The sequence below is a fragment of the Enterobacter sp. UPMP2052 genome (assembly GCF_053709675.1).
Genome location: NZ_JBSKJR010000010.1, coordinates 68,766 through 95,410, shown reverse-complemented (window position 1 = coordinate 95,410; position 26,645 = coordinate 68,766). Strand labels below are relative to the sequence as shown.

The 26,645-nt window shown below is 58.4% G+C and carries 17 protein-coding genes; 4 read left to right on the top strand and 13 right to left on the bottom strand.

Translation table 11 applies throughout. The features are described 5' to 3' along the window. Window positions 1-1,005 precede the first annotated feature (1,005 nt). From ACWKX3_RS19830 to fdnG, 7 genes are all read right to left on the bottom strand, one after another. Window positions 1,006-9,501: a hemagglutinin repeat-containing protein gene (locus ACWKX3_RS19830; RefSeq protein ID WP_454542272.1), complete on the bottom strand. Its 8,496-nt coding sequence runs from the start codon at window positions 9,499-9,501 to the stop codon at window positions 1,006-1,008. Between the two features lie 18 nt (window positions 9,502-9,519). Continuing rightward, window positions 9,520-10,032 carry a toxin-activating lysine-acyltransferase gene (locus ACWKX3_RS19825; RefSeq protein WP_058610700.1) on the bottom strand — a complete coding sequence of 171 codons (513 nt, stop codon included), beginning with the start codon at window positions 10,030-10,032 and terminating at the stop codon, window positions 9,520-9,522. A gap of 2 nt (window positions 10,033-10,034) precedes the next feature. Further along, window positions 10,035-11,714, bottom strand: a complete 1,680-nt coding sequence (locus ACWKX3_RS19820; protein WP_454542271.1) for a ShlB/FhaC/HecB family hemolysin secretion/activation protein — start codon at window positions 11,712-11,714, stop codon at window positions 10,035-10,037. 174 nt (window positions 11,715-11,888) lie between these two features. Beyond that, window positions 11,889-12,818, bottom strand: a complete 930-nt coding sequence (gene fdhE, locus ACWKX3_RS19815) for a formate dehydrogenase accessory protein FdhE (RefSeq protein WP_006179125.1) — start codon at window positions 12,816-12,818, stop codon at window positions 11,889-11,891. Then, entirely contained in the window at window positions 12,815-13,450 is a 636-nt protein-coding gene (fdoI, locus tag ACWKX3_RS19810; RefSeq protein WP_006179126.1) for a formate dehydrogenase cytochrome b556 subunit, read from the bottom strand. The genes fdhE and fdoI overlap by 4 nt, the downstream gene beginning before the upstream one ends. Continuing rightward, on the bottom strand, window positions 13,447-14,349 hold the full coding sequence (fdxH, locus tag ACWKX3_RS19805; protein ID WP_006179127.1) for a formate dehydrogenase subunit beta: 903 nt from the start codon (window positions 14,347-14,349) through the stop codon (window positions 13,447-13,449). The genes fdoI and fdxH overlap by 4 nt, the downstream gene beginning before the upstream one ends. Before the next feature lie 12 nt (window positions 14,350-14,361). Next, entirely contained in the window at window positions 14,362-17,412 is a 3,051-nt protein-coding gene (fdnG, locus tag ACWKX3_RS19800) for a formate dehydrogenase-N subunit alpha (protein WP_454542270.1), read from the bottom strand. Between the two features lie 381 nt (window positions 17,413-17,793). Here fdnG and fdhD point away from each other — a divergent pair, with 381 nt between their 5' ends. Both fdhD and ACWKX3_RS19790 read left to right on the top strand, forming a co-directional pair. After that, window positions 17,794-18,630: a formate dehydrogenase accessory sulfurtransferase FdhD gene (gene fdhD, locus ACWKX3_RS19795; protein ID WP_454542269.1), complete on the top strand. Its 837-nt coding sequence runs from the start codon at window positions 17,794-17,796 to the stop codon at window positions 18,628-18,630. 115 nt (window positions 18,631-18,745) lie between these two features. Then, window positions 18,746-18,958 (top strand): YdgH/BhsA/McbA family protein, encoded by a 213-nt coding sequence (locus ACWKX3_RS19790; RefSeq protein WP_042322688.1) that lies wholly within the window; start codon window positions 18,746-18,748, stop codon window positions 18,956-18,958. A gap of 51 nt (window positions 18,959-19,009) precedes the next feature. Here the strand turns inward: ACWKX3_RS19790 and ACWKX3_RS19785 are convergent, their stop codons facing one another. The 6 genes from ACWKX3_RS19785 to ACWKX3_RS19760 form a co-directional block, all read right to left on the bottom strand. Continuing rightward, window positions 19,010-20,752 (bottom strand): putative frv operon regulatory protein, encoded by a 1,743-nt coding sequence (locus tag ACWKX3_RS19785; protein ID WP_454542268.1) that lies wholly within the window; start codon window positions 20,750-20,752, stop codon window positions 19,010-19,012. A gap of 9 nt (window positions 20,753-20,761) precedes the next feature. Next, on the bottom strand, window positions 20,762-21,823 hold the full coding sequence (locus tag ACWKX3_RS19780) for an aminopeptidase (protein ID WP_454542267.1): 1,062 nt from the start codon (window positions 21,821-21,823) through the stop codon (window positions 20,762-20,764). Continuing rightward, window positions 21,813-23,258 carry a PTS fructose-like transporter subunit IIBC gene (locus ACWKX3_RS19775; RefSeq protein ID WP_141114091.1) on the bottom strand — a complete coding sequence of 482 codons (1,446 nt, stop codon included), beginning with the start codon at window positions 23,256-23,258 and terminating at the stop codon, window positions 21,813-21,815. The genes ACWKX3_RS19780 and ACWKX3_RS19775 overlap by 11 nt, the downstream gene beginning before the upstream one ends. A 9-nt stretch (window positions 23,259-23,267) precedes the next feature. Continuing rightward, window positions 23,268-23,714: a PTS fructose transporter subunit IIA gene (locus ACWKX3_RS19770; protein ID WP_442779901.1), complete on the bottom strand. Its 447-nt coding sequence runs from the start codon at window positions 23,712-23,714 to the stop codon at window positions 23,268-23,270. A 186-nt stretch (window positions 23,715-23,900) separates the two neighbouring features. After that, entirely contained in the window at window positions 23,901-24,224 is a 324-nt protein-coding gene (locus ACWKX3_RS19765) for an AzlD domain-containing protein (RefSeq protein WP_442779900.1), read from the bottom strand. Next, on the bottom strand, window positions 24,224-24,883 hold the full coding sequence (locus tag ACWKX3_RS19760; protein WP_454542266.1) for an AzlC family ABC transporter permease: 660 nt from the start codon (window positions 24,881-24,883) through the stop codon (window positions 24,224-24,226). The genes ACWKX3_RS19765 and ACWKX3_RS19760 overlap by 1 nt, the downstream gene beginning before the upstream one ends. A gap of 102 nt (window positions 24,884-24,985) precedes the next feature. On the opposite strand from ACWKX3_RS19760, the gene ACWKX3_RS19755 reads away from it, so the two are divergent. After that, window positions 24,986-25,534, top strand: a complete 549-nt coding sequence (locus ACWKX3_RS19755) for a helix-turn-helix domain-containing protein (RefSeq protein ID WP_006179139.1) — start codon at window positions 24,986-24,988, stop codon at window positions 25,532-25,534. Between the two features lie 17 nt (window positions 25,535-25,551). Continuing rightward, window positions 25,552-26,547, top strand: coding sequence for a LacI family DNA-binding transcriptional regulator (locus tag ACWKX3_RS19750; protein WP_454542265.1), 996 nt, complete (start codon window positions 25,552-25,554; stop codon window positions 26,545-26,547). Window positions 26,548-26,645 lie beyond the last annotated feature (98 nt).

Here is a 26,645-nt window from a genome sequence, read left to right as displayed (position 1 = left end):
ATGAATAAACAGTTTTATAACCTGGTTTATGACCAATGAAAACAAGGTGCGTTGGCGAGTGTAGAGATCTGGAAAGCGGCTCGCAAATGTGTGAGAAGCATGGAATGAAACTGCCAGATGCCACTGTTCTGGCCACTGCGCAGAGCAAAAATTGCCCGTGAATTTCACGAAATACTCAGGATTTTTCGGGGATCGCTGGAAAGGGAGCTCCTTATCACCTGTGGGCCGGGCAAGCCTGTGCCGCCCGGAACTGATGCCCGCGCTCTGGTACTCTACATCGTATTCAGCGTCATGTCCTGCCCGGCAATCAGGTCGGCGCTGTGAACGTTCAGGTTAGTACCTGCGTTCGCGTGACGTTTCCGTTGATGGAGCCGATAGTACTGTTATTGAGGATGTAATGACGGGCAGAGCGTTTCAGTGCCAGATTATTTTCCGTCTGCGTTTCTTTCCCTGAACATATTTAGCAGATCTATTAAGAATGAATCGTTAATGCTTCATTTATTAATTTCGCAAGTCGCCTTGCATTTATTAAACGGGTGGATATACGCGTGATGCCCGGCTGTCTGGTCATCATCACGCTTCCCATGGAGAGTCCACTGATGAAGGTACTGACCCGGACCTCCACCTGCCTGCCCGCGAAAGAGCAGCAACAAGTGCTGGCGTTCTTTGAGGGCGTGAAAGTCAGATTGGCCCTTGAGAAGGGCTGACGGTTAAAAAGAAGATCCCGGCTCGGTGGCCGAGATCCAAAACTAAAGGTATCTTGCTGGTATATGAGATAGCTGCTTTTCCAGGGACCAGTTTTCAGGCTCAGATTTTTTATGGCTCCACTTAGCACCACTATCTAACCATTGTGCCCGGTATTTCTTGATACCTTGCAAAGTGGAATCTTCGTAACCGAACTCTACCCCACAACAATCACATATATCGTATGTTGGAGATTCCCCATCATCACCCCAAGGTGCATCTAATTGTTCTGCACCACATACTCGGCAGATATATAGCTCATTATTTTTGTGCATTGAAATAGTCCAAATTTGTTGGATAACCATGATCTACGGGATCTGGTCTGAACATTGTTTTAGGAACACCCTCTGCATTTTTAACGGCAAATGTATTGGAGGATGGGTTGTAATAAATCGTATCACCGTTTTTCCTTGTTGTAGTGAGCGTACCTGCTGGCGGATTTGTGACAAAGTTATGCGAAGCATCCACATATTGCTTCGCATTCTGATACTCAGGAAACTCTTTCCCATGTTTTGTCCAGTGCCCATAGGCATTACCCACAGGTTCTGTTTTCTTGGTTTCTGTCCAAATCTGAGTATCTTTAGATTTACCACTTTTAGCTATTCCACCACCACCTTTCAGCGGATCGCCATTCTCATCTATCACACCCATCTTCAGCATCGGGTTGATATCAAAGATTTTGTCCTTGCTCAGAGAGTTATTCTCAACCACCGTCTTCCCGGCCTGTGCTCCCGCAATGGCGCTGGCCGTGCCGTCTCCCGCGACGCCACCCGCAATCCCTGCGGCCAGGGTTGCCAGGGCGCTGATGGTCTGCTTTTCACTTTCGCTCAACGCAGTAACATCCTTGCCGTACATCTCCAGCGCAATACCGCCTGCCAGCTCCCCGGCGGCGGCGCCCGCCGCACCCGCAAGCGCATCTTTCCCCTGTATCGTCGCCAGCACGGCATTCGCCACTGCGTGGGCAGCGGCTTTTTCCATCGTTTCGTCCAGCCCGGAACGGTGTCCGATAATTTCCGCCACATACGGTGCGGCTGCCCCGGCCAGTGCGGCGCTGATGTCACCACCCGTCAGCCCCTGAGCGGCGGCGGTGGCTGCCTGAATGGCGCGCTGCATGCCGCTGCCCGTGCCGTATTCTGCCTGCGCGTCACGGTAGGCCTGGGTTTCTTTCAGCTGTTCGGTGGTCATCTCAGGATGCACCCTGCGCGCCTCCTCCAGCGCGTTCAGCTCTCCCTGCGTCCGGGCAATATCCGCCACCTGGCTGCCGATGTCCCCGACAAGCTGCGCTTCCTCCATCCTGCGCTGTTCTTTCTCCCTGTCGAAGATGGCGTCGATGCTGCCGTTTGCATTAGCCGTGTCGCGGCTCAGGTCCGCCACGTCCTGTGCCTGACGCGCCTTGTCGCGAACCACCAGCGTGCCGTTTTCAATGGCCGCGCGCGTCGTGCCCTCCGCGCTGTCGCCGCTGTCCGCCCCGACCAGCAGGTTACTCGCCATATTCCCCGTGAACTGTCCGGGGAGGTTGCCCCCGGAGCTGATGCCCGCGCTCTGGTGCTCCACGTCGTATTCAGCGGTGTTGTGGATATCGCGCCAGCCGAGCGTCCCGGTGTCGAGGCGGTTTTTATCCGCGGTGGCGGTGGAGGCGATAATCGCGCCGTCGAGCTGCATGTGGCTGCCCACGGAGATATCGAACCCGCCGTTGCCTGCAAAGATGCCGGTCTGCTCCTTCACGGAGGCATAGTCACTGGACATTTTATCCCGGCTGTAATTAACACTGGCGGAGCCGCTCATGGAGCCGAACGTGAAGCTGCCCCCGGCGCTGGCGTTCTGCTGTGTGCTGTCGTAGCGGTCGGTGTCCTGCTCGCTGGCAAGGGTCAGGTTGCGGCCGATGTCTGCCACAACGGTATTGCCGCTGACCTGTGCCCCGGCGAGCGTGGCGTCACGCCCGCTGACGATGCTGAGCGTCTCCCCGGCCTTCACGGTGGTTTCGGTGTGGGTGGTGCCGTTCCCGCTCTCCTTGCCTTTGCCGCCGTTCACGCTGGCAGAGGCGGTGATACCCCAGCCGCCGGAGCCAGTGCCGATACCGACGCCCGCGCTGCCGCCGTGGCTTTCGTTTTTGCCGTCCAGCCCGGCGGTGTTCAGCGCCGATATCAGGTTCACGTCCTGGCTTGCCTGCAGCAGCAGGTCGTTTTTCGCGTCAAGCTGGCTGCCGTGGACAAGCACGTCGCCGTCCGTCGCCACCACCGTGAGGTTATTCCCGGCGGTGAGGCTGCTGCCTTTCGCCGTGGTCTGCGTGCTGGTCTGGGTGGATGTTGACGACTGGCTGCCGTAAGAGAGGCTGATGCCGACGGTGTTGTCATTGCCTTTCTGGTTGCCGGTGGCCTGGTCGAGCAGGACGGACTGCGCGCCCTGTCCGAGGGTCAGCGCGCCTTTCACAGCCTGCAGTGCGGCCAGTCGGTCGTTATCGGTCTGACCGGCCTGCTTCAGGGTGTGGACGCTGCTGTCGAGTGCACCGCCCGCCGCGCCGGACAGCGCAAGCGTCAGGCCGGAGGATTTCTGCTCCACGGTGTGGGTCTGCGTGCCGCTCTCCGTGGCGGCGGTGATGTTGACGTTTTTGCCAGCCAGCGTCATGTCGTGCCCGGCAATCAGGTCGGTGCCGTGGACGTTCAGATCACTGCCTGCGCTCAGGGTGACGTTGCCGTCAACAGAGCCGACGGTGCTTCCGCGCAGGGTGGTGTCCTGCGCGGTATCGGTGACCTTCAGGCTCTGGCTACCGTAGCTGAAACCGATGCCGCCCGTGCCGGACAGGCCCGATTTTTTCTCCTGCCGCTGATGGCTCTCCTGACTGTGCTCTTCCGCCGTGGTCAGGGTCAGGTTGTTGCCCGCGGCCAACCGGACATCATTATCGCCAACGATATCACTGCCCTGAACAAGCAGATTATTACCCGCCTGCAGGGTGACGGTGTCGCCGCTGAACAGGGCGCCCTGTGCGGTCTCGCGGTTAACTACATCGTGGGTCGTCACGGTCTTTTTCGACAGTGCGCCGCTGCTGCCGCTGGATTTATGGTGCGACTCAAATTCACTGCTGTCAGTCGCGGCCGTGATGGAAAGATCATGCCCGGCACTCACGATGAGGCGATCGCCCGCGTCGACGGAGGCCGCCTGCGCATTCACGTCGCGTCCGGCCATCATCAGAACATCGCCCGCGCCAGCGACCTCGCTTCCCACCTGCTGCGTGGCGGATTGCTTCAGCCAGTTGTCTTTATCCCAGGTCAGGTTATCGCTGGCCGAGGTGGTGACGGTCGACAGGTTTAGATCCCGCCCGGCGTTGAGCACCGACTGACTGTCGCTGCCGCTGTTCACCACCTGCGCACCGGTCAGGCTGAGATCGCGCCCGGCGTTCAACACCAGCTTACCGCCATCGCCCTGAACGTATATCCCCGCCACACGCTCAACGGTGGTTCGTTCAAAGCTGTTTTCCCCGGGGGTGCTCTCTGCACTACGGGTGGTGGTGGTGATGTTGATGTCCCGTCCGGCAGAGGCCAGAACGGAATGGTTGCCGGAAATCGTGCCGCCAATGTTGCTGATGTCCGTGCGAGCGAGCAGGCTGACGTCTGCCCCCTGAATCGTCCCGGCCTTGTTGGTGATGTTGTCGGCGCTAAGCTGGACTGCTTCGCGGCCATGAAGGGTGCCGCTGTTGACCAGGTCGCGGTTCAGGTTCATCACCAGGTTCTGGCCGCCCATCAGTGCGCCGCTGCCGTCAATGTCGCCAGGCTGTACGCGAACATATACCTGCGGCACCGTGACCGTTTGCCAGCTTCCGTCTGCAAGCTGCACCCGGGTGTTGACCAGCCAGACCATGTCCTCTGTCAGCAGGCTCATCTGTTCAGCGGTGAGTGCCACGCCAGGAATCAGCTGATGCGCTTGCCCGAAAGCAATACCCGCATCCATCAGTGCCCTGAACTGGGTCTCATCATCACGGTAGTCACCCAGATAACGCCCGCCAGTGAGGGCGATGATCTGCTCGCGCACCAGTCGCTGCTCGTAATAGCCGTCGCCAAGCCGCTTGTGCACGTTGTTGGGATCCGTCGTGAACGCATTCTGCATGTAATCACTGCCGAGCCATGTTTTGTCGTTGGTGAAGCGTGGGTCAGTTTCGATCAGATAATGCGCGTTCGGGTCCGGTAACGTATTAAACAGGCTGCTGTCCGGCAGGCGGGTGTCTGGCCCTGCCGCACGGATTACCACGTCCTGCGCATCGCTGGCGGGCGTTTCGATCCATTTGCCTGGAGCCATTCCGGCAGGCAGTTCAGGGGACGAGGTATCCTGTCCTGGTGAGCGGGTCTCCACGCTAACCGTCAGGCTGCCCGCCTCATTGAGCGTGGCGTCCGTTCCGCGTGCGGTGGTAGGTGAGAGGGTAATATCGCTGCCCTCAGCCTGGCTGTTGCCTTCCATGCGTCCGGGATTCAGGGAGATGGACTGGATCACCACTGGCGGCACATAGTCTGAGGTGCTCTTGCCCTGAGAGTCGCCCCCCTTTTTAGATTTGCGGCTGTAGTGCGTCACCGAGCCTGCATCGGTGATCCAGCGGCTGCCTTCCGGCATCACGTTATCTACCGAATCGGCGAAGATACCGAGCGTTCCTCCCGCCACAATCTGGCTTTTATCGTTCAGTACCTGGTCTGCCGCGATCAGCATGTTCCCACCGGAAAGGATTTTGCCCGGGTCACTCTCGGCAATGACCTCTTCTTCGATGGTGCGGGTGTAGTTGTACTCGTAAAAGTTATCATTATTGGCCCCGGTATCGTCCGGGGTATTGAGGTTCAGCAGGCTGTCGGCAGAGTTATGATCGACAAACACCCCTTCGGCATCGGCATCCCATCGGTCAGGCGATCCCTTGTGCTGATACTCGTGTATCTCTTCCGTGGAGATCAACGCCACTTCGGTGCTGAAGCGATCGTTGACGTTGTTGATCTGGCCGACGGACAGCGCCATATCACCTGCGGATTCAATGGTCGCGCTGTGGTTGTTCAGCGTCTTTGCCTGGCCGGTGGCAAAGCCACTGGCATCGACCTGTCCGCCGATAGCCAGCGCACCGTCGCTGTAGATTAGCGCATGATCGCGGTTGTTAATGGTGTTAGCGCCAATATCCACGCGCTGACGCCCGGCGATGGTCGCCGCTTTTCCGCCCTGAGCCAGGTTATTCAGCGTTGTCGCCTGAAGTGAAAGATGGTCACCGTAAATGCGGCCAGTACCCGCGTTCGTTATGGTTCCGGCATGCAGCCACGTCTGGCTACCATCGATAAGACCATTGTTGTCGAGCGAACCGGCAACCGATAGCCTGGTCGCACCCGCAGCTATTTCACCGGAGGCCGTGTTGATGAGGCTTTCGGCAGAAAAGTCGAGTGTTGTACCAGCCAGCAGGTTACCGGAGTTGGTCACGCGGCCTGGGGTGGTAAAGGTCATGCTGCCGTTGGCAATGACATCACCCGTATTGTTGAAGGCCTGGCGTGTGCGAAGGGTCATGTCACCAAGTGACAGCAGCTGGCCGTCACCGGTAATGTCGTACGCGTCGATATCCGTGTTTTCACCACCGATGACCACGCCGTCGGTGTTGATGAGGCGCATGGCTGCCCCACTCAGCGACAGTGCGCCAGCGGCGGACAGCTCACCCTCGGTGTTATCGAGGGTTTCGGCACTGGCGATGGTTAACGTATTGCCTGCCAGCGCCGTTCCCTGAGCATTATCAAACTGCTGGCTGTTGATAGTCACATCCAGCCCTTCAATGCCCTTTTCTTCGGCCTGAGTATTGCGGTTGATCAGAGAGGCGGCGTTCAGCGTCACCGTTGCGCCACTGCGTATCAGGCCCAGCGTGTTGTCGATTGCGCCCGATACGGCGTTCACCACCAGGTTGCTTAAAGACTGGATCTGCCCCTCCTGGTTATCAAGACGATCGAGGGTGAGGGCTATCTCCTGCTCACCAACCAGACGCCCGCCGGAACGGTTATCCAGCGAGGTTGCCCACAGTGTGAAATCACCCTTTGCCCCCAGCGTACCGGCCTGGTTGTTCAACCCGGCGGTCGCCAGCTGCATAGCCGCCAGACTGTAGAGTGTCCCCTCGCGGTTATCCAGCTGATAGCCATGTGTATCCAGGACAATCCCGCTCCCCTGAATGATCCCCTGACGGTTATCGGTATCGCTGTGTGTGGCGAGCGTTAGCGTATCCAGGGCAAACAGCGTTCCGGCGATATTGCTAAAGCGTGCGGCGTCCAGTGTGGCCTGTTTTTCGGCGAGCAGTACGCCTGCATCATTTTGCAGATCGGTCGTGGTCATCGTCAGGTTTCCCTGGCTCACGATGCCGCCCACATCGCCGCTGTCGCGGTTGCTGATATGTTCAATGGCCAGGGTAATATTGCCCCCGCTCTGTACCAGCCCGCCGCTGTCGTTATTCAGACGTTGCCCGGTGATGGCGAGATCGCGCTGGGCGGCTATCATCCCTCTCTGGTTGGTTATCCGGGCCGTGTCTATACGCGCATCTTTACCGGATACCAGCGTGCCTTGCGTGTTATCCAGCGACCCGGCATGAATATTCAGCGAGCCAGTCGCGCTAAGGGTACCGTCGCGGTTATCCAGGTTATCAACCAGCGCCAGCGACAGGTTGTTGCCCGCGCTGAGCGTACCGCGCTGGTTGTCAACGGCGTGCACATTCAGTTGCAGGGTAGAATCAGAGGCCAGCGTACCGTCGCGGTTATCTACGTCTTTGGCCCAAATGGCAGTCTCTTTCGCTCCGGCAAGCATGCCGTGCTGGTTGTTAATGCTACCAGCGTTTACGTGCAGTGTGCCAAAGCTGACGATGCCGCCCGTCGTCAGGTTATCTTTGTTTGAAATGCTGATGCCGTGGGTGTCGACGAACATGTCCGCGCCGGACTGAATCAAACCTTCGTCGTTATTCAAACCGGTGCTGTCGAGCGTCAATGCCTCATGGGCGGCGATGGTCCCACCGATGTTAGTCAGCGCTTTGCTGCTGGTCAGCCCGATGCGGCCTTTTTCAGCGCTGATAAAGCCCCCGCTATTGTCCAGCCCATCGGCGGCCACGCTGATGCTGCCTGCCGCAGCCAGTTCGCCCTTACGGTTATCCGTCAGGCCCGCCGCTTTTATCGTCAACGTGCCGGTATCAGCGGCGATAATCTGGCCCTGGCGGTTATCCAGCGATGCGGTGTTGACAGTCACCGTGGCGTTGGCGGCAATGCTGCCTTCGCGGTTATCAATACCGTCCTGATGGTTCAGCGTCAGTTCACGTGTGCCGCTCTGGCTAATCTGACCTTTCTGGTTTTGCAGGCGTTTAGCGGTGAGCGTGAGTTGATCGGCTGCGAGCAGGCCACCCTTGTTGTTGAGTGTGCCTGCGGTCGTCGCGCGAAGCGTGTCCCGGGCAACGATCTGCGCGCTGTGGGTGCTGAGATCGCCTTGTCCGGCGTTAAGGGTGATGGTGTTACCCTGCGTCACGCTGCCTGATGCATCCAGCCCCCGGCCTGTTGCTGTGATATTACCTCCCGCTGCATTCACGCCGTGCATCTCCAGCTTGCCGCTGGCGCTTAGCGTCAGGTCACCGCTGCTGCCCGTTCTGCCGTCTGGTTGCACCCCGGATGCCAGCGTTCCGGTGTTGGCGATGTCCGTACCGGTCAGGCTGACGTTATGTTCAGCGGCAATCGAACCGCTGTTTTGCACGGAGGCCGTGCTGGAAAGCGTCGTATCCGTGGAAGCCCAGACGGCACCGCTGTTTTCAATACGTCCGTCGGCGGAGAGGGTGACTGTCCCGGCTTGTGCACCGATACTGCCTGCATTGCGCACCCCGACGCCTTTCTCCGTTCCCAGCAGGCGGATTTTCCCGGCGTACATGCCGCCGACCTGTGAGACATCCAGCGCCAGCACGGGCTTCGCCGCGTCGTTACCGGCGAGGGCTGTAACCTGTTCGTGGGCCGCATCCACCGCGTTGCGCCCGGTGGTGACGCGTAAATCCTGGGCGTGAATGGCGGCATTCACCTGTACCGCCCGGGCGATGATATCGGTGTGCTCCTGGCCGGTGGAGTCCAGCCCGCTGCCGTTCACGGTAACGTCGCCGCGCTCCACCTGATATCCGGTTATCCGGCCATCCTGCATCTGCGCGGTGCCTGTCGTCAGCGTGGCGCGCCCGGCATTGATAAAGCCGCAGCCGTTGCAGGTGATGCCCGACGGGCTGGCGATCACCACGTCAGCCTTCTGTCCAGCCACCTCAATGTAGCCGTTGAGCTGGCTCGGGTTGCGCGCGTTCACCTCGTTGAGGATGACTTTAGCCTCGCCTTTCGCCAGCCATGGGTTGGCGGTCACCATCCCGCCGAGCTGGGTTGACGTGTTTTTATGGGAGTTGTTCAGAATGGCCCCGTCCTGGCCGACGTCAAACCGGCTGAAGGTGTTGCGGGATACACCCCCTGCCGATGGGGTCTGGATATTCACCTGCGTCGTGCCGTTAGCGGTGCTGATGACGGTGGGCTGTTGTTTACCGGGTGCGGAGGCGTCCGCCACAATCCCGGCAGCCTGCACCGTTATCGCACCAGAGGCCAGCCACAGAGCAAGGCTGAGGGTACCTACGCGGCAGACTAGGCGCTGAAGGCTCCGCCCGATGCCGCAGTAGGATGCGCTGCCCGAACAGCTCCGGGCAAGCTCAGAAACGACCATCAGCATGCCGCGGGCTTTATTAAAGACGATGCGATACAAACGTTTGTTCATGGTGAAATCCTTTTATTTTTATCCGTGCAGGGGATGCATCTTTTTCCAGTTCAGCAGCGCATCGCGCGTGACCCGTTTGCCATAAAACGTGTTGATGCGACGGCCTTTCTCCGCGCCCCGGTGCCAGAGTCCGCGGGCAATTTGATGGGGGAAAATCTCCTCGCGCAGAAGGTGGAACATGGCTTCTGCGTGGCCAAACGGCGCGATAAAATCGCGAAACCACATCCGATCGCCGTTACACCAGTCCTCTTCCGGGAGAACAACCGGCGATTGGGTGAGATAGCGGTGTTCGGCTTCTTCACTCATCCATGCCCAGCTCAGGAAAAAGACCGGGCGGCCTTTCTCCTCGACCAGCACGTACTGCTGGCGTTTAATAATGGGCAGCAGTACCACGGGCAGGACGTGCAGCGGCGCGTCACGGTGGTTGAGTGAATGCATCCAGAGCCAGACCGACGCGCCAAGCACTTCTGCTTCATTCAGCGTCACGGCGTGGAGCAGTGGACAATGAACCGTCAAATCGCCATAGCGCATGGTCAAAAATCCATATTCAGGTTGAAGCCGAAGGTCGCCGGGCTGGTTTTAAAGCCGTCAGGACGGGAGAACGGCACGCCGGCGAAGGCGTCGTATCCCACCTTCCAGAGCGCACCGCGCAGGCCGGCTGCGCCACCGGCCAGATGATTGCCCGTGAGGTACTCCGTCCCCTTGCCTGCAACCTCGCCGTAGTCAGCAGCCAGATAAAATTCACTTCCCCCAAGCGGGGTCTGCCAGGAGAGATCGTTTCGCACCAGCCAGCCGCGATCGGCGTTAAGCGTGCGTTCGCCGTCAAAGCCGCGCACCGTCCAGCGCCCGCCAATGGAGAACTGATCCTGTGAGGTGAGCGGCGTGTTGCTGCTCTGACGCTGCCAGGCCACGTCGTAGCGGAAGTGCTGTGTACTCAGTTCAAACGGCAGGCTCAGGCGTGCATCGGTGCGAAGAATGCGGCTTAGCGCCGTGGCTTCTTCGAACACCTCCTCGGGGGCGGGCTGGGCGCCAAACCACCGCGTGCCGCGCTGATAGCTGATGCCCGCATCGAGCGTGGCAGGGCCAATGTAGTGACGATGCTGAAGCCCGGCCTTCCAGGCGGATACGTGACGACGCTGAACCTCAACCTCGGTGTCATTGATGTAGTTCTGCGTTGTCCGGCTCTCTACGTCCCAGGTGAACGTGGTTTTCTGCGCGCTGCTGCGGTGCAGAACGCGGCTGGCCTGCGCCACCAGACTCTGGCTTTTACCGCTGTAACGAATATCGCCGTTTAGCCCCGCCACGGTCTGGTGATAGTGGTAATCGCTGCCGGTGACTGAAAATGCCCACCAGCCCACGGGGACAGACCAGTGGGCGCTAAGGTTCTGGTTGCCTTTTTCCGGCCCGGTCTGGAGGTCATGATTAATGGAAAACCAGAAGAGATCGCTCAGCGCCAGCGGGTTATCCAGCGAGAGCGTTAGCCCACCCTGATAGCGGCCCGTTGATGAGGTGCCTGAATCATCAAGCGACAGACCCAGCCGCCAGAACTTGCTCTGCTGGCGGGTGATAACAATATCACTCTCGCCCGGCTGTTCCGCCGGAACGATATCCATCTCGACCTGAACGGTGGGCAGACGCTGGAGGTTCTCCAGCCCTTGTTCGATATCCCGCAAATCCAGCAGATTACCGTCATGCGCCGGAAAGGCGCTATAAAGCCACAGCCAGCGGTTACTGTTGTCGGTTAATGAGACGTGGCGGATTTTCCCTGGGATGACGGCCAGCGCTAAATGCCCGCTTTTTACATCCTGCGCGGGTGCCAGCACGCGTGCTGTCGTCCAGCCATGGGCGATAAGCCGGTTTTGTAGCAGGCTCATAACGTGGTTAATACCCTGTGCGCCCAGGCATTTACCCACGGCCTGATTGGCAATGCGCTGTAGCGGCACCCAGTGCGGGAGCGTGTCATGTCCAGATAACGTGACATCATGGATCGTAAAGCAGGGCGTTTCGGCGACGAACTTCCCGCTATCGTCACCTTTCGCAGAGATTTGCAGACGAACGTCGGGTGTTTGTGGCGTCAGCTGGGTTTCCAGCGCCTGTTGACGCTGCTGTTGCAGGATAAATTGCTCATCCCCCGGTGCCGCAGCCGCTGAGAGGCAGAGAAACGCACAGCATAAAGAAAGGCGCGTATGGGGCGTAAAGAATCGAAATTCCATTTCGATATATTCCCTTGCAGTTTGTAATAGTTTGTTAAGGCGGGAATAGTGGCGAAGAAAGGTCGATTTATCTACGTAAGGAGGGGTAAACGAAATCCGAAAATGGAGCGAAATGGCTGGGAATTAGTGCGGAAACGGAACGTGGCTCGCAAAAGTACGAGCCACTACAGGAGATTACTCCCCTTCGCCCGGGAACAGGAACGGGTTGATCGAGCTACGGGCAAAGCCCTCCTGCTCCATTTTGGCGTCCAGAATCAGCGAGGCGAGATCGTCCGCCACGGCTTCGACTTTCGGATCTTTTTCCTGATACAGAATCTTCAGGTACGTCCCGCAGTCGCCGCAGCTTTCGGCTTTCACCGCCGCGTCTTCGTTTTCCAGCGACCAGTAGTTGAGATCGCGGGTCTGCTCGCAGTTGCTGCACTTCACTCGCACTACGTGCCACTCGGTTTCACACAGGTTGCAGTGCAGGTAGCGCAGCCCCTGGGTGGTACCGATCTGCACCATGCTGGTGACCGGCATTGAGCCGCACACCGGGCAGAACTGACGCGCTTCGCCGTATTCGGCGCGGGCTTTGCCTGGGATCAGACTTGCCATTTGTGCCCAGTAGAGCGACAGCGCAGCCCAGATAAACGGCGCTTTGTCGCTGCTGACCTGCGAGAAGTCGGAAGCAAACAGCGCGCTCGCCATCTCTTCCAGCTCCATGTCAGAGGCTTTTTCCAGGTTTTCAATCACCGCCAGCGCGGTGCCGCTCATCTCCGGCTTCAGCTCGGCAATCAACGAATGCAGCAGCCTGTGCCAGTGTTTATCACGCGGCAGCACGTGAATATCCAGCGGCGGTTTGCCCTGCGCATTGGCTTCTTTAATGCGCGCGGTCAGGTCGATTTGCAGCGGGTGGTCGTACAGCACCACTTCCTGTGCGTGCGCGATGAGCGCGGCGAAACGCAGAAAATCGCCCAGCGGGTTATTCTCTGCCAGCTCGCGCAGACGCTCTGCGCGGCGGTTATAGAGGTTCTTGAGTCTGGGGAATAACAACGGCGGAATGTAATCCGCCGTGCGTTTCTCGCTCGAACCCAGCTCATCTTGCGGGATTATGCGAATACTCATTCAGATGACTTTTCCTGTTTCTGGCGGACTTCACGGTACCAGCGCGGGTGATGTTTCTTCGCCCACGTCTTTGTAACCCATCCTTCCACCATCGCGGTAATGGTGCCTTTAACCCAAAGGGCGGCGTAAATATGCACCATGATAACCACAATTAACGCCACTGCGGCAAATGAATGCAGCATCAGCGCGAATCGGATCACCGGGATTGAGAAAGCAGGCGCAAAATACGGACGCCAGATGATCACGCCGCTGACCAGCAACAGGACCAGGAAGATAATCGCCGCCCAGAATACGCATTTCTGGCCGAAGTTATAACGCCCGGTGTCACCCACTTCCTCGTTGACGACGATCTTACGAATATTCTTCGCCCAAAAGATATCATCCCGATTGATTAGATTATGGTGCCAGTATCGGAAAAACATGATGATGAACGACGCGAACATGATGACGCCAACAAACGGGTGCAGTATACGCGCCAGCTGCGGTGTCCCCATGATCTGCATCAGCCAGTTGAAGGACGGGAAGAAGAATCCCAGCCCGCTTATCGCCGCCAGCATGAAGCAGAAGGCGGTGACCCAGTGGTTGATGCGTTCCGGCGCGGTATAGCGCACGATGGTGTCACGTCTTTTCATTTGCGCACCTCGTCTTTCTCTTCATGCAGGTTATCGTCTTCCTCTTCCGCACGGTTCGGACCAACACCGACGTAGTGGAAGATGCTCGCGGCGAAGGTAGCAGCAAAACCGACCGCTGCCAGCGGTTTCCAGATGCCTTTCCAGAACTTCACGGTAGCGCTGATTTCCGGATTCTCCGGCAGGCCGTGATACAGATTCGGCTTGTCGGCGTGGTGCAGTACGTACATGACGTGCGTCCCACCCACTCCGGACGGATCGTACAGGCCTGCGTTATCGTAACCACGGGTTTTCAGCTCGCCCACGCGTTCTGCCGCCAGCGTTTTCATATCCTCTTTGGAGCCAAAGTGGATTGCACCGGTCGGGCAGGTCTTCACGCATGCCGGTTCCTGGCCGACGTTCACGCGGTCAACGCACAGCGTACATTTATAGACGCGGTTGTCTTCCGGGTTCAGACGCGGCACGTCGAACGGACAGCCCGCAATGCAGTAGCCGCAGCCAATACACTGCTCGGACTGGAAGTCGACGATGCCGTTAGCATACTGAATGATCGCCCCTTCCGACGGGCACGCCTTCAGGCAGCCCGGGTCCGCGCAGTGCATACAGCCGTCTTTGCGGATCAGCCATTCCAGCTTGTCGTTCTGCTCCACTTCCGAGAAACGCATCACCGTCCAGGACTTGGCGGTCAGATCCGCCGGGTTATCGTACACCCCGACGTTATGACCCACTTCGTCACGGATGTCGTTCCACTCAGAACAGGCCACCTGACAGGCTTTACATCCGATACAGGTGGTCACGTCGATAAGCTTCGCCACTTCCTGCTGGTGGTCCCGCGCCTGAGGCGCGGGCGTGAAACTGTTAGTCGCGGAACGACGGATAATGTCTTGAGATTGATAAGCCATAGGTCGTCTCCGTTACACCTTTTCCACGTTCACGAGGAAGGCCTTAAACTCCGGCGTCTGCGTGTTCGCATCACCGACGAACGGCGTCAGGGTGTTCGCAATGAACCCTTTCTTCGCCACGCCCTCGTAACCCCAGTGAATCGGGATGCCGATGGTATCCACTTCCTGACCGTGTACGTTCAGCGTGCGAATACGCTTGGTCACCACCGCCTTGGCCTTGATATAGCCGCGGTTGGAGGAGACTTTCACGGTATCGCCATGGGTGATGCCGAGCTTATTCGCCAGTTTCTCGCCGATCTCCACAAACTGCTCCGGCTGCGCAATGGCGTTCAGCAGCGCGTGCTTGGTCCAGTAGTGGAAGTGCTCGGTCAGACGGTAAGTGGTGCCCACGTACGGGAACTTGTCTTTTTTACCCAGCGCTTCAAAGTCGCCTTTGAAGATACGCGCGGCCGGGTTAGAGACCACGTTCGGGTGCAGCGGGTTGGTGCCCAGCGGCGTTTCAAACGGCTCGTAGTGTTCCGGGAACGGACCTTCCGCCATCTTATCGATAGCGAACAGACGGCCCATCCCTTCAGGCTGCATGATAAACGGCCCGACGTCGCTGCCTGGTGCTGCGGTGCTGTAGTCCGGTATATCCACGCCGCCCCACTTCGCGCCGTCCCACTTCAGCAACTGACGCTTCGGATCCCACGGATTACCCTGCGGGTCTGCGGAGGCACGGTTATAGAGGATGCGGCGGTTCAGCGGCCACGACCAGGCCCAGCCCAGCGTATTGCCGAGGCCCGACGGGTCGGCGTTATCGCGGTTGGCCATCTGGTTGCCTTTTGGCGTCCAGCTCCCGGCAAAGATCCAGCAGCCGCTGGACGTCGTGCCGTCGTCGCGCAGGTGCGCGAAGGTACTGAGCTGATCGCCTTTCTTCGCCAGCACGGCGCCGGTCGCCGGGTCGATAACGTCTGCCAGCGCCTTACCGTTGCTCTCCATCGCCACTTCTTCCGGCGACGGGTTCTCCGGCGTCGAGTAGTTCCAGGTCATGTTCAGCACCGGTTCCGGGTTCGCACCGCCTTCAGCAGCGTACATCTTACGCATGCGCAAGAAGATACCGGCCAGGATCTCGCCGTCGTTCATGGCGATGCCCGGGGCGTCCGCGCCTTTCCAGTGCCACTGCAGCCAGCGTCCGGAGTTGACGATAGAACCGTTCTCTTCCGCAAAGCAGGTAGACGGCAGGCGGAACACTTCGGTCTGGATCTTCGACGGATCGACGTCGTTCGATTCACCGTGGTTTTGCCAGAAGGTTGACGTCTCGGTGTTGAGCGGGTCAATCGTCACCAGGAATTTCAGCTTCGACAGCGACTCAACAACCTTGTTTTTGTTCGGGAACGAGGCGACCGGGTTAAAGCCCTGGCATAAGTAGCCGTTGACCTTGCCCTGGTGCATCATCTCGAAGTACTGAAGGACGTCGTAGCCTTTGTCCCACTTCGGCAGCCAGTCAAAGCCCCAGCTGTTTTCCGCCGTCGCTTTATCGCCGAAGAACGCCTTCATCATCGAGACGAAGAACTTCGGATAGTTGCCCCAGTAGTTCACCTGTCCTTCGAGCAGCGGTTTTGGCGTGCTGGCCGTCAGGTAGGTTTGCAGATCCGTCTGTTTTTCGCTTGGCAGGTTCATATAACCGGTCAGGCTCTGCGACAGCAGGCCGAGGTCGGTCAGGCCCTGAATGTTGGAGTGACCGCGCAGGGCGTTCACGCCGCCGCCTGCCATCCCCATATTGCCGAGCAGGAGCTGAACCATCGCCATGGTACGGATGTTCTGCGCGCCGATGGAGTGCTGCGTCCAGCCGAGTGCGTACAGGAACGACGCGGTTTTGTCTTTCGCGCTGGTTTCGGCGATCAGCTCGCACACCTTCAGGAAGTCCGCTTTCGGCGTTCCGCAGATGTTTTCGACCACCTCTGGCGTATAGCGGGAGACGTGCTCTTTCAGCAGGTTCCACACGCAGCGCGAGTGTTGCAGGGTCTTATCGCGCTTGGCAAAGCCGTTCTCATCCAGCTCGTAGTTCCAGCTGGTTTTGTCGTATTTGCGTTTTTCGGCGTCATAACCGCTGAACAGGCCATCTTCGAAGTGGTAATCCTCACGCACGATCAGGCTGGCGTTGGTATAGGCTTCGGTGTACTCGCGGTTATATTTTTCGTTGGTCATCAGGTACAGCAATACGCCTGACAGGAAAGTAATGTCAGTACCTGAACGAATAGGGGTGTAGAAATCCGCCACTGACGCTGTACGCGTAAAGCGGGGATCGATCACAATCAATTTCGCGCCGTTATGGATTTTGGCTTCCATCGCCCAGCGGAACCCGACAGGGTGCGCTTCAGCGGCGTTACCGCCCATCACCACGACAAGGTTGGCGTTCTTGATGTCGACCCAGTGGTTGGTCATCGCACCGCGACCAAATGTTGGAGCAAGACTTGCTACCGTTGGTCCGTGTCAGACACGCGCCTGGTTGTCGACCGCGAGCATACCGAGTGCACGCGTGAATTTCTGGGTTAAATAGCCGGTTTCGTTGCTGGAAGCAGACGCGCACAGCATACCGGTAGAGAGCCAGCGGTTAACCGTTACGCCCTCGGCGTTCTGAGGAATAAAGTTGGCATCGCGATCTTCTTTCATCAGTTTTGCGATGCGGTCAAACGCCTCTTCCCAGCTGATTTGCTGCCATTTGTCGGAGCCGGGCGCGCGATATTCTGGGTACTTGAGGCGGCTTTCTGAATGGATAAAGTCCACCAGACCGGCCCCTTTCGGGCATAACGCACCACGGTTGACCGGGTGATCCGGGTCGCCTTCGATGTGGAAGATAGATGCTTTGGCGTTTTTTGCACCGTCGCCGAGGCTATACATCAACAGCCCACAGCCGACGGAGCAATACGTGCAGGTGTTACGGGTTTCGCGGGTGCGCAGCAGTTTGTACTGCCGTGTTTCCGCCAGCGCTACGCCCGGGGCAAAGCCCAGCGCCGCTGCCGTAGTGCCTGCCATACCGCCAGCGCAGATCTTAAAGAACTGCCTTCTGCTGACCTGCATGGGTCACTCCTTCGTTAATTTCGACATTGCTTTATTGTTTTGCTTTGCGGTCAAAAAATCGCCGCAAAGGTGAAAATTTGCGTTAATCCCGCAGTTCCACGAGGGATATCGTCAGAATACCACAATGTCGGTAAGCCTGTTTCAATAGCGTTAAAACAAAGTGAGCGTATTATCACTGTATTGATTATAAATTGTGATATATGTCACATGGCACCCGATTTATGTTAAAGAGGTGTAGCCGCGCCTGCATTGCGCCTCTCCCTAATGAGTAGGTAAACTGACGGGCAATGGGTGATGAAAAGTTGATCCATACTATGCGTAAGGCCTGCCGTTTGTGATGCAATAGCAGGCTCACTTCTGTGGTTGTTCAGGAATACCGTTGTGTTTAAACAAAACCGTGCTGCCCACGCGTTACCACTGCCTGCTGGCACTGTGGAACGGTCGGTACACAGACCGCCCCACATAACCCATGCCACGCCCGATTATCTGGCGGAAGAAGTACCCGTTGCCCTGGTGTACAACGGGATTTCGCATGTGGTGATGATGGCCTCCCCGAAAGATCTCGAGCTGTTCGCCATTGGGTTTTCCCTGTCGGAAGGCATTATTGCGCGTCCGCAGGATATCTATGGCATGGACGTGGTGCAGGCCTGCAACGGGCTGGAAGTCCAGATAGAGCTTTCCAGCCGCCGCTTTATGGGGCTGAAAGAGCGCCGTCGCGCGCTGGCCGGGCGTACCGGTTGCGGGGTGTGTGGCGTTGAACAACTCAACGATATCGGCAAGCCCATCGCGCCGCTGCCGTTCACCCAAACGTTCGATCTGGCGCACCTTGATAGGGCGCTGGAGCAACTGAACACAGTCCAGCCCATCGGGCAACTGAGCGGCTGTACGCATGCGGCGGCCTGGGTGTTGCCGTGCGGAACAATTGCGGGTGGACATGAAGACGTGGGCCGCCACGTGGCGCTGGACAAGCTATTGGGCCGTCGGGCGCGCGAAAGAGACGTCTGGCAGCAGGGCGCCGCGCTGGTCTCAAGCCGGGCAAGCTATGAGATGGTGCAGAAAGCGGCGATGTGCGGCGTGGAAATTCTGTTTGCCGTGTCGGCGGCCACTACGCTGGCGGTGGAAGTGGCGGAGCGCTGCAACCTGACGCTGGTGGGGTTCTGCAAGCCGGGAAGAGCCACAATCTATACCCATGAACAGCGACTACTTGTTAATCAATAAATTTGAATAACGTGAGCAAATCCTTCCGCTTTTAGTTGGTCGGGATGAGGTCTATTATTTATCTCATCAAGGCACGGTGCCTTACCTAAACAACTTAATGAAAGGGTTTAAACACATGAACAGCATCAAAACTTTTGTCGCAGTTATCGCTCTGGCTACCTCTTTTGGTTCATTCGCAGCACAATCCGTGACGGCTACCGCCTCTACGCTTGATGGTGCAGAAGCTAAAATCGCCGCACAGGCTCAGGAAGCGGGCGCGTCCTCTTACAAAATCACCCAGGCGTTCTCCGGTAACCGCGTACACATGACGGCAGAACTGAACAAATAAGCCGTACAGCCGCTGTCCCAGGCTCTTCGGAGCCGGGACAGGTTCCCTCTCTCAGTGCAGTAACGCAATAAATCCCTCGTAATGCCCCACGCTCTCAATCCGCTGCGACGAATGGCGGCTTAACACGCTCGCTAAAAAGCTAAAAATTTTCAGCTCCTGTCGATTCTCCGCGCTGGCACAGGCGATAAGCACATGCATAACGCTTTCACCGTTCACCCGAATCGCGCGTTCAAGCGTAATAAAATATCCCCGAAAGGGGCGTTGCACCTCGCTCCAGCAGTGGGGGATCGCCACATGATTCACCACCAGATTCTCGCCTTCCCGCTCGCGCTGACAGATGCGCAGGGCTTCATCCTGCGTAATAGCGGTTTTCTCAAGCAGCTGCGTGGTGACGGCGGCGATGATCTCGTCCCAGCTTTCGTCCGGGCCGTTCGTATAATGAAATGAACCTTCAGGCGGGAAAAAACGGTCGGGCTGCTGGCGGATAAACGCCGACGCGAGAAAATCTTTAATCTGCTCGATACCCGCCGCGGTAATGATATTGCGGATAGGCAGCACGTCTCGCTGGCTGTCATCCAGCAAATAGTGGCTGTTATTCACAATCAGGGCTGGCTGGCATTCGTCCTGAACTGCCGCCAGCGCCTCGGGCGTGAGCACCACCACCACCCGGCAGTTCATCACCTCCCGTTCTATGGCCATTTTATTAATGGTCGCAATGGCGTTTTGATCGGCAAGTAAAACGATTGGCGTCCATTCGCTATGGTGCCGCTCAAGCGCGCAGGCAAAATAGAGGCCGGGGAGATCGCTGTCGATAAGCGGTATATCCATCACCTTTCGCAGCTGATTGATAAATTTCACGCTCATATCAAACGCCGCAGGCCAGGCCGCTTTGAGATGATTCATCGAGCCAGGCCGGCTTTCGGGAAACCAGTTTGGCATGGCAACGCATCTTTTCAGGTGCGCGGTCAGTTCGTCCGTGAGCTGCGCATCAATCGCCTGCGGCTGGGCGGGGGAGGCCAGGGTGGTGAGGTGGTCCGCGACGTACTGCGGGGTTATCGCATTTGCACTGTGCTGTAAGCGGTCCAGCCTGCGGGACACCACGCTCAGGACGTCAGGCCCCGGCCAAAGCCCCGCCTGTTCACAGCACGCTTCAAGCGCGTTAATGTCAGGGCAACCGGTCGAAAGAATCGGGTGCTGGCGCAGCGCGTAAACGGCCAGGAGGACGCTGACCAGATAGTCGCCATGAATATCCGGCCAGGCCGTGAGCGTCTGGCAGCGTGCGTGCAGCCTGCCCAGGACCGCCGGGTTTATGCCCGGCAGCGGGTAGACCAGCGGATCTTTTTTGAAGAGGTTCGCCAGCAGGATAATGCGTTTGTCCTGATCGACGTCGACGAAGTACCCGGCGCCTGGCCTGCTGGCAAGGGTAAAGGCGCGCGCGTATCGCTGGCGGAGTCGCGGCAGGCGTTCCGCAATCCAGGCATCGGGAAGATTAAGCGCATCCGCCAGCTGCGCCCGGGTCGTGACCGGGCGGATCAGCAGCAACGCCAGCAACCGGTCATCATTATCATGACGCTGTAAAAGCTGGAAATACTGTTTCCTGTCAAAGATATCCAGTTGACACACCGCGCTGCCGGAGGCGCTGATCCGCGCCTTGCCGCCGAGGGTAAAATTGATGTAGTCGATATCCCGCAGGATGGTGCGGGCGGAAACGCCGGTTTGCTGCGCCAGCGTGCCCGGCGCGGCGGGCTGTGACTCCAGCGCATTGAGTAAGGCCAACTGGCGTTCATTGAGCATGACCGATCCTTAGCGAAAATCCGTGAGCGCGGCGACCTGCCTGTCATCCAGGGACATCAGCAGGTTATGCACCATCTTCAGCGCCGCGTCATAATCCTTTTCAGCGATCATACCGCTGTTGGCGTGCAGATAACGTGTCGGCAAGCAAAGTGCGACGACTGGCCGGCCGCCGCCCATCACGTTATAACGCCCGCCATCGGTCGCGCCGGTTTTCATGGTGCTGAACTGCAGCGGTGCTTGCGCGTTTTCCGCGCTCTGTTTGAGTAAAGCGAGCAGCTTCTGATTAGCAAAATAGCGTTTATCGAACAGCATCACGCCGGGGCCGTGGCCGACTTTCAGCGGATATTTCACGCCGTCGATGCCGGGAACATCACCCGCGACGGCGGTATCAAGCACGATCACCACGTCGGGTTTGACGCACTCTGCGGAGGTTTGCGCCCCGCGTAAACCAACCTCCTCCTCGACGCTGCCCACGCCGTACAGGCGGATGTTAGGGTTATTGACGCCGATCAGCAGTTCGGCCATCAGGGCGCAGCCCACGCGGTTATCCAGCGCTTTGGCGAGGATTTTATCCTCTCCCCAGTGGGCAAAGTTGGCCTCGGGGCTGACAAAATCACCCATCCGGATGCCGCATTTTTCCACCTCTTCGCGGCTGTTCGCGCCAATATCGATAAACATATCGTCAATATTCATCGGCTGCTGCTTCTGCTTTTCGCTCAGCGCATGGGGCGCAACGGACCCGATAATACCCGGGATTTTCTTGCCTTCGCGGGTGCGGAGGGTGACCCGATGGTTAAGCATTGACTGGCTCCACCAGCCGCCGACGGTGTCAAACCGAATAAACCCCGCCTCGGTGATGTGGGTGACCATAAAACCCACTTCGTCCATATGCCCGACGATAGCCACTTTTGGCCCGCGTGAACCTTTGCGGGCGATGACGCTGCCCAGCCCGTCGAAGGTGATTTCGTCGGCATGGTGGTGCAGGGCGTCGATCAGAATGGTGCGGACTTCCTGCTCATCGCCGCTGACCGCGCTGGCATCACAGAGCGATTTCAGTAACTCAATGTTCATGTGCAACCTCCTGACGGGCGGCTTTACGCTTCAGCCACCAGCCCTTTAACACGATTATTAACGTAATGTTTATCGCCAGACCGATGCCCAGCACCAGATAGAACGCGCCCGCCGGAGACATCAGGCCAATCAGCGGGTCAAACACGCCCAGCCCCGGCGCGAGACGCTGGAGGCCAAACGAGAGGGTCAGCATGCCCGCAATGCCGCCGCTGAGGGTATTCGCGGTAAGCATCGGCAGCGGCGCCGCCAGCGCGTAGGGGATTGCCGGTTCGGTGGCTACGGTTGCACCCACCACGATGGCGCTGCTGGCTGCCGCTTTCTCCTGTTGGGTGAAAAGCCCAGGAGCAAGATAGGTTGCGATGCCCGCCGCGACGGGCGGCATCAGCGCGACCACGCCGACGATGGCGTACCAGTCGTAGATGTGTTTTTCCAGCAGCGAGAAGCAGAAAAACCACGCGGTTTTATTGACCGGGCCGCCCATGTCAAACGCCAGCATCGCGCCCACGAGGAACGCTGCGCCAAGCTTCATCGACGGCGGAATGGTATTGAGGAGGTGCAGCAGGCCGCCCATCAGATCGGACATCAACGGGCCGATCGCGTAGTAAGTCAGCACACCGAAGACGAGAAGCGTCACAAACGGGATCAGCATAGAGCCGAGCAGCGGCTGCAGCGCCTTGCCAAGTTTGAGCTTGCGAAACCACAGCACGAAATAGCCGATAGCCAGTCCCAGCACGACCGCGCCCAGAAAACCCGCCCCGGACTGTGTGCCGAGCAGCCCTTTATCGTTCGCCAGATAACACACCAGAAAAGCCGGTGCGAACGCCGGTTTATCGCCAATCGACAGGGCGATGTACGCGCCCATAATCGGGATCATAAAGGTAAAGCCGAGATAACCGATGGACTCCACCACCCAGGCAAATGAAGGCGCCCCTTTCGCCATATCGGTATAGGGCAGGCCAAGCTGGACAAGCATATTAGCGAGTGCCACCAGAATACCGCCGCCAATCACAAACGGCAGCGCGGCTGAGACGCCCGCCATCAGGTGGCTCATCACGCTGCCTTTCTGCACATCCTGTTTGCCCAGCTTTACGGCGCTATCGGCAGTGAACCGCTGCGATTGCGTGGATAAGTTGTCAAAAATAGCGTCGATATTCTTCAGCGCGTGTGAAATCGGGATCTGGAAAACCTGTTTCCCGGCAAAACGGGCGCGATCGTCGGCGCTAAGCCCGCGACCGGTTGCCAGAATCACGTAGTCCGCTTCACGGATAGCCTCATCGCTCAGATGATTTTCCACCCCGCTGGAACCCTGGGTCTCAACCTGAATGGTATGCCCTAAAGCACGCGCCTTTCGCTCCAGCGCCTCGGCCACCATATAGGTGTGCGCAATGCCTGCCGGACAGTTAGTAATGGCGACAAGCCGTAACGTCGTTTCCATCGCTCGCTCCTATTCGCTCAACGTCTGGTTGAGCAGCGCCAGGATCTGGTGCCGATCGCCCTGCTTGAGCTGTGAAATAAACGCCGGATGAATGATCTTCCGGCACAGGGTGCCAATCATTTTCACCTGCCCGTCTTCCCCCTGTTGCGGCACGCCAAGGCAGATCCAGCAGGTTACCGCTTCGCCGTCGCTGGCTTTCCAGTCGACGCCCGGGGCGTTACGCGCAAACAGCACGAAGGGCTGCTTCACCACAGGGCTTTTGCCGTGGGGTACAGCGACGCCCGAGCCAAAACCGGTGGAGTGCAGCTTTTCGCGCAACAGAAGCGTTTGTAAGAACGCACCTCGGTCGCTGACGAAGCCATTTTGCCAGGCCATGTCCGCCAGCGTTTTGAGGATGGAATAGGGGGTGTTGCCCTGGATATTGAGGTCGATACAGTCGGCTGTCAGGTACGCCATCGTGTCACTCCGTTGAGAATTGCGTGACCTGATTCTACGGGGGCGGCGGCAGGAGGCTGAGCGTGAAAATGTCAGCCGGGCGTGACAAGACAGCACCGAACGGAAGCGAAAAAGTGTGGGCGAGGCCACATACCAGAGACGATTGATTTTCCTGACGAATATGACATCGTCAGGAAGGGAGGGGGATTAATGAATACCGGCCAGCCGCAGCAGCGCCGTCACGATTGCCGCTGCGATAATCACCACGATCAGCGGCATTTTTCGCCAGGCTAAAAACACCGCAAAGGTCACGCCGAGCACGCGGGCCATGCCGGCGAAATGCTCCCCTTCATAGAAGGTGGTCGCCAGCGCCACGGAAAACAGCAGCACCGTCGCCGCATCCGACAGCAGCGCCTGAGAGCGTTCGGACAAGGCCAGCCGACTGCCAAGCTTCGCCCCGCCAAGGCGCATGAGGTAGGTTCCCGCCGAGAGAATGGCGATGCCGAGAATAAATAGCGTCATGTTTTTCATTATTTTTTCCTCGCGGCGAGGCCCAGTAACGAGAGCAGTACCGGCAAGCCGACCGGGGCAAACGGCACGGCGGCCAGCGACAGCACCGCGCCGCTGCAGGCGCGGATAAGCGTGGTGCGGTTTTTAAACGCCGGTACCACTAACGCCAGCAAAATGGCGGGGAAAACCGCGTCCAGGCCGATGGTTTCCGGGTCCGGCAGCAGTTTGCCGACCATCGCCCCCAGCAACGCGCCAAGCGGCCAGATGATGGCCACGCCCAGACCGCACAGCCAGTAGGCGGCTTTACGCTGCTCGGGCGTGTTTTGCGACAGCCCAAACACCACGCTTTCGTCATTCATGATGTGGCAGCCCAGGAAGCTCAGGCTGCGTTTGCCGACCAGCTCGCGCACCGTGACGCCAAACGGAACGTGGCGGGCGTTAACCAGTAATCCCGCCGCCGCGGCCGCCAGCGGGTTACCGCCGCTCGCCACTATGCCGATAAACATAAACTCGGATGCACCCGCCAGCACGGTGAGTGACAGGACAAAGGGCACCCAGAGCGGAAACCCGTACGCCATCGCCAGCGATCCATAAGACATGCCGACGACGCCAACCGCCAGGCAGACCAGAACGATCGCTTTTATCGTGTCACCTTTGAGGCAAGAGAGAGGATGCGTCATACAATTTTAGCCATATCGAACGTATTTCCATTATAATGAACGGATCAACGATGTTTTACAAGATGAACGAATCGTTCGTTTTAACAGAGTATAGGGCCGTTTATGACGCAGCCAATCAGCGTGATCGCCAAAAGTCTGGTGCGAGAACGCCTGCGAACCGGGCACTCACTGGCGGAAATTGCCCGCCGTGCCGGGATCGCGAAATCCACGCTTTCGCAGCTTGAGTCCGGCAACGGTAACCCGAGCCTGGAAACGCTCTGGTCGCTTTGCGTGGCGCTGGATATTCCCTTTGCCCGTCTGCTGGAGCCGCAGTTGCCCACGACGCAGGTGATCCGCCGGGGAGAAGGAACCAAGGTAATTGCCGGGCAGGCCAACTATGAAGCCATTTTGCTGGCGGCATGCCCGCCGGGGGCGCGGCGTGATATCTATTTGCTGCTCACCCAGCCTGGCGCAGACCGCATTTCCCAGCCGCATCCGCCGGGATCGGTAGAGCACATTATCGTGACCCAGGGTCGCGCGAAGGTGGGGTTACTGGATAACCCGGAGGAGTTGGGGGAAGGGGACTACATCTGTTACCCGGCAGATCAGCCGCATATCTTTAAGGCGCTGGAGCCGGACACGCACGCGCTGCTGGTGGCGGAACAAAATTAACGAAGATACGGAAAATCATGTCGCTAAAAGCCATTGCCAAAGAACTTGGGCTGTCTGTTACTACCGTCAGCCGCGCCCTTAACGGATATGACGACGTCTCCCGCGAGACCCGCGCTCGCGTGGAAGCGGAAGCCCAGCGCCGTGGCTATCGCCCCAACACCTTTGCCCGCCGCCTGAAGATGGGCAAAATCGATGCCGTGGGTCTGGTATTTCCGGTCCATCCCGTTCCGCTCAATAACAGCGTTTTTATGGACATGGTCGGCGAAATTAGCCACGAACTGGGGCGACATGAAATCGACTTACTCCTGATTGCCGATGACGATCTGGCGGACAAGCACAGCTATATGCGGATGGTGCAAAGCCGCCGCGTTGACGCGCTGATTGTCGCTCATACGCTGGATCACGATCCGCGACTCGAGCAGCTTCAGAAAGCCGGTTTTCCCTTCCTGGCGCTCGGACGCAGCCTGCTCCCACAGCCGTACGCATGGTTTGATTTCGACAACTATGCTGGCACGTACCGCGCTACCCGCTGGCTTATCGACAAAGGCCATCAGCGCATCGCGCTACTCGGCGAGAGCAACAGCCAGGCCTTCATTACCCAGCGTCGCCAGGGCTATCTGGACGCGCTCCGCGAGGCCGGGCTGTCCAGCGAATGGCTGCGCGCTATGCCGCCGTCGCGCCGCGTTGGGTATGCCACGACCATGGAGTTACTTTCCCTGCCCCAACCGCCGACGGCAATCATCACCGACGGCAATACTCACGGCGACGGCGCGGCGATGGCACTGGCGCAGATGGGGCGTTTGACCGGCGAGCACGGCGTCTCGCTGGTGGTCTACGACGGCTTGCCACAGGACAGCATTGTCGACATTGACGTTGCGGCGGTTATTCAGTCCACCCGCCAGGGCGTCGGGAAGCAGATTGCCGACATGGTGCGCCAGCTGATCGGCGGAGAGGACATCGCGCAGCTTCAGGTTTTATGGCAGCCTGAATTTTTCCCCGGCCAGACGGCATAAAACATCAATTTTCTAAACCCGATCACATAACCGAAACGTTTTGGTTTGTATCCGAAACGTTTCGGATCAACACTCAGATCATCCCGACGACAGGAGAT